13 protein-coding genes are annotated in these 9,989 nt (G+C 39.9%); 8 read left to right on the top strand and 5 right to left on the bottom strand.

The genetic code is table 11. From position 1 onward, the window contains the following. The 8 genes from ACESK1_RS02415 to ACESK1_RS02380 form a co-directional block, all read left to right on the top strand. Positions 1–672, top strand: a 672-nt coding sequence (locus tag ACESK1_RS02415; RefSeq protein WP_372917555.1) for an alpha/beta fold hydrolase, incomplete at its 5' end; no start/stop codon positions are given. A 132-nt stretch (positions 673–804) separates the two neighbouring features. Beyond that, entirely contained in the window at positions 805–1,875 is a 1,071-nt protein-coding gene (locus ACESK1_RS02410) for an AI-2E family transporter (protein ID WP_372917553.1), read from the top strand. A 2-nt stretch (positions 1,876–1,877) separates the two neighbouring features. Next, the gene (locus ACESK1_RS02405; RefSeq protein WP_372917551.1) at positions 1,878–2,708 is read left to right on the top strand and encodes a DUF1853 family protein; all 831 of its coding nucleotides are present in this window, start codon (positions 1,878–1,880) and stop codon (positions 2,706–2,708) included. Positions 2,709–2,711: 3 nt separating this feature from the next. Then, positions 2,712–3,473 carry a sulfite exporter TauE/SafE family protein gene (locus ACESK1_RS02400; protein WP_372917549.1) on the top strand — a complete coding sequence of 254 codons (762 nt, stop codon included), beginning with the start codon at positions 2,712–2,714 and terminating at the stop codon, positions 3,471–3,473. A gap of 43 nt (positions 3,474–3,516) precedes the next feature. Beyond that, a complete protein-coding gene (locus ACESK1_RS02395) occupies positions 3,517–3,825 on the top strand; it encodes a hypothetical protein (RefSeq protein ID WP_372917547.1) in 309 nt (102 codons plus the stop codon). Positions 3,826–4,007: 182 nt separating this feature from the next. After that, the gene (locus tag ACESK1_RS02390) at positions 4,008–5,159 is read left to right on the top strand and encodes a hypothetical protein (RefSeq protein WP_372917545.1); all 1,152 of its coding nucleotides are present in this window, start codon (positions 4,008–4,010) and stop codon (positions 5,157–5,159) included. 91 nt (positions 5,160–5,250) lie between these two features. Beyond that, entirely contained in the window at positions 5,251–5,994 is a 744-nt protein-coding gene (locus ACESK1_RS02385) for an NYN domain-containing protein (RefSeq protein ID WP_372917543.1), read from the top strand. A gap of 5 nt (positions 5,995–5,999) precedes the next feature. Continuing rightward, complete coding sequence (locus tag ACESK1_RS02380; protein WP_372917541.1) at positions 6,000–6,848, top strand: pirin family protein; 849 nt, start codon at positions 6,000–6,002, stop codon at positions 6,846–6,848. Here ACESK1_RS02380 and hisIE read toward each other — a convergent pair. The 5 genes from hisIE to hisH all read right to left on the bottom strand — a co-directional run. Then, positions 6,845–7,465 carry a bifunctional phosphoribosyl-AMP cyclohydrolase/phosphoribosyl-ATP diphosphatase HisIE gene (hisIE, locus tag ACESK1_RS02375; protein WP_372917539.1) on the bottom strand — a complete coding sequence of 207 codons (621 nt, stop codon included), beginning with the start codon at positions 7,463–7,465 and terminating at the stop codon, positions 6,845–6,847. The two genes, ACESK1_RS02380 and hisIE, sit on opposite strands and share 4 nt — an antisense overlap. A gap of 10 nt (positions 7,466–7,475) precedes the next feature. Beyond that, complete coding sequence (hisF, locus tag ACESK1_RS02370) at positions 7,476–8,231, bottom strand: imidazole glycerol phosphate synthase subunit HisF (RefSeq protein WP_372917537.1); 756 nt, start codon at positions 8,229–8,231, stop codon at positions 7,476–7,478. A gap of 57 nt (positions 8,232–8,288) precedes the next feature. Next, complete coding sequence (gene hisA / locus ACESK1_RS02365; RefSeq protein ID WP_372917535.1) at positions 8,289–9,053, bottom strand: 1-(5-phosphoribosyl)-5-[(5-phosphoribosylamino)methylideneamino]imidazole-4-carboxamide isomerase; 765 nt, start codon at positions 9,051–9,053, stop codon at positions 8,289–8,291. A 90-nt stretch (positions 9,054–9,143) separates the two neighbouring features. After that, positions 9,144–9,500 carry a four helix bundle protein gene (locus ACESK1_RS02360; RefSeq protein ID WP_372917533.1) on the bottom strand — a complete coding sequence of 119 codons (357 nt, stop codon included), beginning with the start codon at positions 9,498–9,500 and terminating at the stop codon, positions 9,144–9,146. A gap of 12 nt (positions 9,501–9,512) precedes the next feature. Further along, positions 9,513–9,989: imidazole glycerol phosphate synthase subunit HisH (gene hisH, locus ACESK1_RS02355; RefSeq protein WP_372917531.1), on the bottom strand; the 477-nt coding region annotated here is incomplete at its 5' end.

Here is a 9,989-nt window from a genome sequence, read left to right as displayed (position 1 = left end):
GGCAGATCGTCGAGTCCCGCCAACAAAGATTTCTCTCTTGAACGCCAGTTAAAGGATTATGAAGAAATAAGAGAACAACTAGGATATGATAGCTGGCTCACCCTGGGACATTCCTTTGGAGGTATCCTACAAACCGCTTACGCTAAGGCCTACCCCAAAGCTACAAGGGGAATGCTAATGATTAACACCACGCTATACCTAAATGATAGCTTCTGTAACAGCTGGAGCCCAAAGGCTGCTGAATTCCTGGGCGAAACTATCCCGGACTGCGCTTCGGACACTATTTCGCTTCGGGAGCGTATGGACATTCATATCAACAAGCTTAGAGAGAAAGATTTGTTTTGGAAAATGGCTTTTGCTGAAAAGAAAAACGATTCGGTGATGAATGCGACTTATGCAGGCTTTGAAAACTGGAATCATGAGTACAGTGCAACAGCCATGAATGACCAGGAGCACTGGAAAGATTTTAGAAAACTTGCTACAGCTATAAATGTGCCTGTACTATTCTTCTACGGAACCAAGGACTGGATGGTAGGTCCTGCGCATTATAAAGGAATAGACTTCCCAAAAATGCTTCTCTGGAAAGCCAATTCAGGCCACCTTCCATTCCTGGAAGCCCGGTCCGAACTAGAAGAAGCAATAACAGCTTATAGAGAAAAGTTTGGAGTTTAATTTCCCGTAAAGAGACCGGTTTTCCGGTCTCTTTTGGTTTTATAATCTGTTAAGCCTTTTATAAGAATTAACGGGAAGCCTCTAAATCACAAAAAGATTTTCTAATTTGTTATCGATTAACCAAACCTAATTATGATTATATCTCACGAAAAATTGCTCTTTCCCTTTGTGGCAATTATTATAGGTAGTTATTTCTTCTTTATTGGTCTTACTGAAGCTAAAGCTTTTCTGGGGCCTTTGGTTACCGCAATAATCCTGGCTCTGCTGCTTATTCCGCTTGGGAATTTACTGGAAAAAGGACCATTGAACAGAAGCCTGGCTTCTCTCGTAAGTACAATTTTGCTGTTTATTTTTTCTCTTGGAGTGTTTGCGCTTATCTCCCTTCAAATTAAAAATTTTGTAGACGACTGGGATAAGATTACCGAAACCATGAAGCCCAAAATTGAACAACTCACCACATTTATTTATGAACATACTCCCGTAAGCAAAGAAAATTTTGAAAAATACAAGGAAGACAATGATATAGGAAGTATGGTCACCACTATGGATTCTGGTAAAAGGGCCTTCAACTTCTTTAATTCGGTAATGAGCTTTATAAGCAATTACCTGCTCACATTTATCTATATTTTTTTTCTTCTGAATTATCGCAGCAGATTCAAAAAATTTATCCTAAAGTTATTTTCAGATGAGAAAAAGGAAGAAGTAAAGGAAATCATCACGGAAACGGCGCACATCGGTCAATATTACCTTAGAGGAAAGCTTATTTTAATCTTGCTGCTTGCTGTATTTTACAGCATAGGTTTGGGAATTTCGGGCGTTAATAACTTCATCCTTATCTCAATTATTGCATCCTTTCTCACATTAATTCCTTATATAGGAAATATAATTGGGATGGCGCTGGCCGTATTCTTTGGATATCTAACCCAGGGAGAAACGGGAATTCTAATAGGTATTATTTTGACCTTTACTATTGTACAGTTTATTGAAAGTTATATCTTGGAACCATTTGTTGTAGGAGGCAAGGTAGATATTCATCCTTTCTTTGTAATTCTCGCAATTATTCTAGGCAACATGGTCTGGGGCATATTGGGAATGATCCTGGCTATACCGGTCCTGGGGATCCTGAATGTTATTTTTAACCATATACCGGCCATGAAACCATTTGGCTATCTACTAAGTACAGATAATAAGGATAGAAATTAAAGATGCTGAACAGGATTAACAAACAACTTCTGGGATATCTGCATACTCCACCACTATGGCGCGGAGAATTATTGGGATTACAACAGTTTGATCCTGGACTTGCTATCCCGCAGGATTTGCCCGATCCTGAAAAAGCAATGCCATCTTTAGCCTCCAATTTCGTTCTTGGTAAACGAATGGAAAGTTTCTTTGAATTGCTTATAAAAAGTAGCGATCGCTATAAATTGCTCGCCAATAACATCCAGATAAGTCGGCAAAAGATCACCCTGGGAGAACTGGATTTTTTGCTGAAGGATCTTCATACCAACCAGAATATTCACCTGGAACTGGTTTATAAGTTCTATGTTTATGATCCTTCATTTTCTTCGGAAGAGGCCCGGTGGATTGGTCCTAATCGAAAAGACTCCTTTCTGCAGAAAATGGAAAAACTCAGTGAGAAACAATTTCCCCTGCTTCACATACCTGAAACCCGGGATTTTCTGAAAACTCTGGATCTTAATCCTGAAGACCTTATTCAGCAGACATATTTTAAAGCCAAACTTTTCCTTCCCTGGGCGTTTCAGCAGTATAAAATTCCAAAACTCAATCAGAAGTGTATTGCAGGATATTATTTGTCGTTTCAGGAATTTGATTCAGCTAACTATAAAGATTTCAAATACTTTGCACCATCAAAACAAGACTGGCCTGTAGCTCCCCAATTCGGAAAGAACTGGGTATCCTTTTCAGAAATAAAAGAAAGGATCCAATCCTCTTTTGAAAGGAAAAAGTCTCCTCTCATTTGGATGAAACGCTCTGAAACCGAATTCACAGCTTTTTTTGTAGTTTGGTGGTAGAAAATGGATGTACTCACCCAAACCGATCCTCTCGTTCTACTGCTACTGTTCCTCATGGGAATAGTGGCCTTTGTAATTTCTACCATTTCGGGAGGTGGCGGGGCTTTAATTCTGGTACCAGTACTTAACTGGTTTATCGGGACAGCTCAAACCGCCCCGGTGCTCAACCTTGGAACATTTATAGGCCGTCCGTCCCGCCTTATATTATTCTGGAAATATATTAACTGGAAGATCTTTTGGTATTATGTACCCGCAGCATTATTAGGGGCCTGGATAGCGGCTTATTTATTCAGTAAATTCAACGTAGCCTGGTTACAGCTTTTCGTCGGACTTTTCCTGGTGAGTACGATTTTCCAATACAGGTTTGGTAAAAAAGAGCGATCATTTCTCATGAAACGCTGGTATTTTATCCCCCTGGGATTCCTGGTTTCCATACTTGGTACTATCATAGGCGCGCTTGGTCCTGTCCTCAATCCATTTTATCTTAATATAGGTTTAGATAAGGAAGAACTCATTGCAACCAAAACCGCTAATTCCTTTTTCCTTGGGCTGGCTCAAATTGGCAGCTACAGTTTTTTTGGGTTACTATATGCTGAACTTTGGATCTATGGAATTGCCTTAGGTCTTGGTGCTACCCTGGGTAATATTTTAGGCAAGAGATATTTGGCGAAGATGAAAAGCAGCACTTTCAGAAAATTTCTAATCGCCCTTATGGTCATTAGCGGATTGATAATTATTTTTAAACAATTATCACGGTTCCTGTAAAACTTGAGCATTATTTTACGACTAGCTACCAATCAGCCGATGAATGAACAGCGCTCTTTGCATCAGGTTTCATTCTATACAATGCTTATTTAATCCTTCACCCGACACTGAGAGAGATCAGGATGAGCATATGTTTGATGAAGCGATAAAAGAGATAAGAGAAAACATTGAAAAAGTACCTGGAGTCCTGGAAACCGAAAAATGTTTTGTTCGCAAAAGCGGGATACATTTTAACGTAAATGAACTATACTCCCGCCTCCCAGAAATTTTTGATGTACTTATTCATGTAGAACCTGAGGCTGCTCATTCAATAACTACCGAAGCCTGCATGCCAGAATCCTTATTTCGTTAGGAAGAAATTAATAGAAGGCTACACTACCCGGGTATTCTTAAGAAAAATTTAGCAGTCGCCCGAGCTTAAAACCTTTGATTTCCCCGCAAATCGGCTTATCTTATCATTAAGTTTAAACCACAAAATCGGGAGGAAGAAATCTTGGTTTGTTCCTCTGTATTGTAAACCAAAAAAATGAAATTATGTCATTAATAAGTGAAAAAGAACTTCAGGAAATAGCAGGATTCAATGATGAAGTAAGTGTTTCTATCTTTATTCCTACCCAGCGTGCCGGAAAGGATGTGCTTGAGGAGAAAAGTAAGACCCACTTAAAATCCCTATGGAAAGAAATTAAAAATAAACTCGAAGAAAAAGAGGTTTCCAGGGATAGAATTCAAAAGATCGATGAGCCTATTCAGGAATTATTAAACGACAAGGCCTTCTGGCGTCATCAGTCTGATGGTTTAGCTATATTTGCAGCAGAAGGCTTTTTTAAAAAATTCACCCTTCCTTTGCAGTTTGACCCTCATTACTATATCAATAATGAGTTCTACCTAAAACCATTGGTCCCTCTATTTTCAGGAGATGGAAGATTTTACCTGCTTTCCCTTCAGGTGGAAAATGTAGAATTATATGAAGCATCAAAGCATAGCATAATCCCTAAAGAAACAGACGATCTAATTCCTTCCCAACTGGAAGATCGGGTTGGTTATGACTATGAAGAAAAAACTCTTCAGCAAAAGAGTGGTACTGCGACTATGGGCCAGAAGGCAATGCATGGGCACGCCGGGGCAGATAGGGAACGAAAAAATGAGATTTTAAGATATTTCAGAGCGATAGATCAGGGCTTAAATTCTTTATTACAGGAAGAAAAACTGCCTTTACTGGTAGCTTGTCAGGATTATCTTTTCCCTATTTATAAGGAAGCTAACACCTATAAAAATCTATATCCGGAGGCTGTTATCGGAAATCCAAAAGACACCGATATGCTGGGCTTACACCAACGCGCCTGGGAAACCATAGAACCTCTTTTTGAAAAACAAAAACGTGACAAACTAAAAGAGTTTCAGGACCAAAATGGAAAGACGGCAGTAAGCATTCACGACATTCTACCCGCCATTCACCAGGGAAAAGTAGATACCTTGTTTCTTGACAGAAATGCGGAAATTTGGGGTACATACAATGAAGATAAAATGAAAGTGGATATACAGGAAGGCCAGCGGAATGGGAATTTTTCCCTTATGAATTGGGCGACACGAAATGTGCTAAATCAGGGAGGAAATGTATTTCTTGTAGATGAAGAACAAATGCCTGAGAAAAGCTCAAAAATGAATGCTATTTATCGTTACATTTAAAAGTTTAAACATTTTTTTCCGCCGCCCTGAACCTCTAAGGAACCGGGGCGGCCTTTTTTTGTACCTTTATAAATAATTATTAAAATAAAGTATGGATCACAATCTTGCAGTACTAATAGACGGGGACAATATCCCTTCTGCATATATTAAAGAAATGATGGAGGAGATCGCCAAATATGGCAATCCAACCATAAAACGAATATACGGCGACTGGACAAAGCCCCATTTGGCAAAATGGAAAGGAGTCCTTCTGGAAAATGCTATTAATCCCATTCAGCAATATGCTTATACCCAAGGCAAAAATGCAACCGACTCGGCGATGATCATCGATGCCATGGATATTTTATATTCCAGTAAAGTAGATGGATTTTGCCTGGTCTCCAGTGACAGCGATTTCACTAAACTTGCCACCCGCCTCCGGGAAGCTGGTATGAAGGTATACGGTATTGGCGAAAAGAAAACTCCCGATCCCTTTATAGTTGCCTGCGACCGTTTTATCTATCTTGAAATATTAAAGGATAGTGATTCAGATGAAAAAGACAGCGGAGATTATGATAAAGGGGGAAGAAAATCCCGGAAGAAGAATGTAGACAAAATCACTCCTAAGGTAATTAAACTAATTTCCACAACCATTTCCGATGTAGCCGATGAAGATGGCTGGGCTTTTCTGGGTGACGTTGGAAGTTTGCTTCAAAAAAAACAACCTAATTTCGATTCCCGTAATTATGGTTACGAAAAACTCACCCCACTAATTAGCTCAATACCCAAATTTGAAGTAGAATCCCGTTCAGGGCAAAACAGCCGATTCAAACTTATTTACGTTCGCAATAAATAAATGGTATGAGAAGTATTAGAAAGATCGTTAAAGCTGAATACCGACCAATTGGAGACCTTCTCACCTATTCTCCAATGCCAACGGGAAGTATTGATATGATAGACCCTTTCATCTTTCTCAATCATCACGGTCCGCAAACTTATAAACCCAACAACAATGGACTCCCTTTCGGTCCACATCCCCACCGGGGCATGGAAACCGTTACCTTTATTTTAGATGGAGATATCTCCCATAAGGATTCCGGTGGAAATGAGAGTATTATCGGAGCAGGAGGTGTACAATGGATGACTGCCGGCCGTGGGCTTATACACGCCGAAGTTTCTTCAGAAGAATTTAAAGAAAAAGGCGGAGACCTGGAAATTTTGCAATTATGGGTGAATTTACCGGCCAGACTTAAAATGACCGAACCCTGGTATAAAGGCCTTCAAAAAAAGGATATTCCGTTAACGGAATTTGATGGCGGAAAAGCCCAGGTTATTTCAGGAGAGTTTCTAGAGACCAAGGGCGCATTTCAACCTGAAACAGGCATTAACCTGGCTACAATTTTCTTTGAAAAAGGAGCTAAACTTCAGTTGAAGATTCCGGAAACTCACAATATCTTCTTTTACGTGATCAAAGGCGAACTTAAAGTAAATGGGGAGCAGGCAATGAAACTTCATCTCGTAGATTTCGGAAATGATTCTGAAGAATTACAAATTGAAGCCATAGAAGATTCCACCCTTCTATTGGGACACGCCAAACCTTTTAACGAGCCGGTAGTTGCCCGCGGTCCTTTTGTGATGAACACAATGGAGGAGATCGATCAGGCCTATATGGATTATCAGGCCGGAAAATTCGGAAGCTGGAACGATTAGCGATGTCGCTCTTCCAGCACTTGTGAAATATTTTTTAACGTGAACCCTTTTGCTTGCAACAGGATAAGGTAATGAAATAAAAGATCGGCGCTTTCATTCAAAAAGAGCTCATCATTATCGTCTTTTGCCTCAATCACAGTTTCCACAGCTTCTTCTCCTACTTTCTGAGCGATTTTATTAATGCCCTCATCAAAAAGGGAAACCACATAACTTTTTTTGTCCTCACGCAATTCCGGCTCCACCTCGCTCATTCGTTTCCGCTTTTCGATAATTCCTTCCAGATTTGATAGAAATCCAAAATTTGGTTCATTATTTTCTGCCCAACAAGTATCGGTTCCTTTATGGCAAGTTGGTCCCTGCGGAATAACCGAGACCAATAAAGTATCATTATCACAATCCAGTTTTATATCTACCAGATTCAAAAAATTTCCGCTGTCTTCTCCTTTAGTCCACAGCCGCTTTTTGGTCCTGCTGAAAAAGGTTACTTTTTTGGTCTCATTGGTCTTTAAGAAAGCTTCCTCATTCATATATCCCAGCATCAACACATTTTTAGTGTTTACATCCTGAATGATCGCCGGCACCAATCCGTCCTGGTTTTTATTGAAATCTATATTCATTTTATACTTTTTAGAGTCTTACTTCTATTCCGTTACGTCGCAATTCTTCCTTTAAATCTTTAATTTCCATCTCTTTGAAATGAAAAACACTGGCAGCCAGAGCGGCATCGGCCTTTCCTTTTATAAAGGCATCGGTAAAATGCTGCATATTCCCGGCACCACCAGAAGCGATAATAGGGATTTTTAATTCTGAAGATAAAACCGCAAGGGCTTCATTAGCAAATCCGGCTTTGGTCCCGTCGTTATTCATCGAAGTAAACAAGATCTCCCCGGCACCTCTTTCTTCCACTTCTTTGGCCCACTGGAACAAATTAAGATCGGTTGGTACTTTTCCTCCAACCAAATGCACCAGCCACTCTCCGTTAACCTGTTTTGCGTCTATGGCCACCGTGATACACTGACTTCCAAACTTTGCTGAAAGTTCATTGATGAGTTCCGGTCTTTTCACTCCGGAAGAATTCACTGAAACTTTATCGGCGCCGTTCTTCAGCAAAATATCCACATCTTCTACTGAAGAAATTCCGCCACCAACAGTAAAAGGAATATTCACTTTCTCGGCAACCCTTCTTACCATCTCGGCCAGGGTTTTTCTTTTCTGCTCGGTAGCAGTAATATCCAGGAAAACCAGTTCATCGGCACCAGATTTGGCGTAAATCTCAGCCAGTTCCACCGGGTCTCCCGCATCCCGAAGATCGATGAAATTAATTCCTTTAACGGTTCTTCCGTCTTTTATATCCAGGCAGGGTATGATTCGTTTTGTAAGCATAATTTGAAATTAGAAGTACGAAGTTAAAAGTACGAGGTTAAAAGGTAAGGTTTAGGCTTAGATATTATTTTCAAGTATAAATTTTTCAAGTTGTTTTAGCTGAATGCGTCCCTCATAAATAGCTTTTCCAATAATTGTTCCTTCACAACCGAGTTCTGCCAGTCGTGGAAGTTCATCAAACTCTGAGATCCCTCCGGACGCGATCAATTTAATGGTTTTATGCTCCTTCTCGGCTCCGCTGGAAGGGACATTAGTCTGTTCCAGAATTCTCTTATAAAGTTCAAAAGCAGGTCCCTCCAGCATCCCGTCTTTAGAAATATCGGTACAGATAACGTACTGCACACCCTCCTTCTGATATTCCTGAATAAAAGGTATCAATTCCAACTCAGATTCTTCCTGCCATCCGCTAACCGCGATCTTTTCATCATTGGCATCGGCACCAAGAATAATCTTTTCTGAGCCAAATTTCTCAATCCAACTTTTAAAGGTGTCCGGATCTTTTACAGCAATACTGCCGCCGGTGATTTGGTTAGCCCCGCTTTCAAAAGCGATGCGCAGATCTTCATCAGATTTTAAGCCGCCACCAAAATCTACTTTCAGGCCGGTTTGGTTAGCGATTTGCTCCAGGATTCTATGGTTGACGATATGTTTCGATTTTGCTCCATCGAGATCCACCAGGTGCAGATATTCAATCCCGTGAGCCTCAAAATTCTTAGCCACCTCCAAGGGGTTTTCATTATATATCTTTTTGGTGTTGTAATCGCCTTTGGAAAGCCTTACGCATTTTCCTTCAATAATATCTATGGCCGGTATGATTCTCATTTAAAAGTTGGAATTTAGAGGTTAGAAGTTAGAAGTGCTTTTTATTATTTTTCACAACTAACTTCGAATTAAAATTTCGATTTATAGAAATCATTTCTTTTGATTTCGCCTTGCTGTGTTTATTGATGAAACTGTGATTGCAAGTAACTCATTGGCTTCTATATGAAGTTTGTCAATAGTATCAACATTTTTATCCTTCATTATTTCAAGAAACAATTCTAGAAAGAACATACTTTCATCGATTTCTTCTTCAACGATTTTAAGCTTATTAATAAAATCTGCCGTTGATTTAGCCCTTTGAGATGCCCTGTAATTAGCACCAACCGAACTAGAACTCCTAATTAGTTGATTAACATAAGCATTGTACTCCCTGGAATTTGGTATTCGCTTGCATAAAAACCAGCAATCCACTGCAAACTGTTTCGTTCTTTTCTTTAAATCGTTCATTGCTTCGTACTTTTAACTTCGTACTTCTAACTTTAAAAAATTCTGTAGAATTTTCTCTCCGGCATCGCTGCTTTTTTCAGGGTGGAATTGTACTCCGTAAAAATTATCCTTTTGAATAGCGGTGGTATACTCCACACCATATTCAGTGGAAGCGATGGTTTCAGCGCATTCGGGGACATAGTAACTATGCACGAGGTAAACGAATTCCTGTTCATTAATTCCCTTAAAAAGCTCGGATTTTAAATCATAGATCCGGTTCCAACCGATTTGCGGTACTTTGAGTCCGTTATTGAACCTCACAACATCGGCGTGAAAAATCCCCAGACCTTCGGTATCACCTTCCTGTGAATGCCTGCACATTAGCTGCATCCCAAGACATATTCCAAGTACCGGTTGCTTCAATTCCGGAATAATTTTGTCAAGACCTGTGCTTTTCAGCATTCGCATTGCACTGCCTGCTTCTCCAACTCCGGGAAAAATAACCTTATC

It is taken from the genome of Salegentibacter sp. (assembly GCF_041642575.1).
In the GTDB taxonomy this organism is placed as follows: Bacteria; Bacteroidota; Bacteroidia; order Flavobacteriales; family Flavobacteriaceae; genus Salegentibacter.
Note: the sequence above shows the minus strand (reverse complement) of the source record. Positions and strands in the feature narration are given on the sequence as shown.

What these genes read in the sequence shown, in the direction of transcription:
- hisIE (WP_372917539.1), bottom strand. Translation starts at nt 7,465, where the DNA reads ATGAATATAGATTTCAATAAAAACCAGGACGGATTGGTGCCGGCGATC.
- ACESK1_RS02400 (WP_372917549.1), top strand. Translation starts at nt 2,712, where the DNA reads ATGGATGTACTCACCCAAACCGATCCTCTCGTTCTACTGCTACTGTTC.
- ACESK1_RS02395 (WP_372917547.1), top strand. Translation starts at nt 3,517, where the DNA reads ATGAACAGCGCTCTTTGCATCAGGTTTCATTCTATACAATGCTTATTT.
- ACESK1_RS02390 (WP_372917545.1), top strand. Translation starts at nt 4,008, where the DNA reads ATGTCATTAATAAGTGAAAAAGAACTTCAGGAAATAGCAGGATTCAAT.
- ACESK1_RS02405 (WP_372917551.1), top strand. Translation starts at nt 1,878, where the DNA reads ATGCTGAACAGGATTAACAAACAACTTCTGGGATATCTGCATACTCCA.
- ACESK1_RS02360 (WP_372917533.1), bottom strand. Translation starts at nt 9,500, where the DNA reads ATGAACGATTTAAAGAAAAGAACGAAACAGTTTGCAGTGGATTGCTGG.
- ACESK1_RS02410 (WP_372917553.1), top strand. Translation starts at nt 805, where the DNA reads ATGATTATATCTCACGAAAAATTGCTCTTTCCCTTTGTGGCAATTATT.
- hisA (WP_372917535.1), bottom strand. Translation starts at nt 9,053, where the DNA reads ATGAGAATCATACCGGCCATAGATATTATTGAAGGAAAATGCGTAAGG.
- hisF (WP_372917537.1), bottom strand. Translation starts at nt 8,231, where the DNA reads ATGCTTACAAAACGAATCATACCCTGCCTGGATATAAAAGACGGAAGA.
- ACESK1_RS02385 (WP_372917543.1), top strand. Translation starts at nt 5,251, where the DNA reads ATGGATCACAATCTTGCAGTACTAATAGACGGGGACAATATCCCTTCT.
- ACESK1_RS02380 (WP_372917541.1), top strand. Translation starts at nt 6,000, where the DNA reads ATGAGAAGTATTAGAAAGATCGTTAAAGCTGAATACCGACCAATTGGA.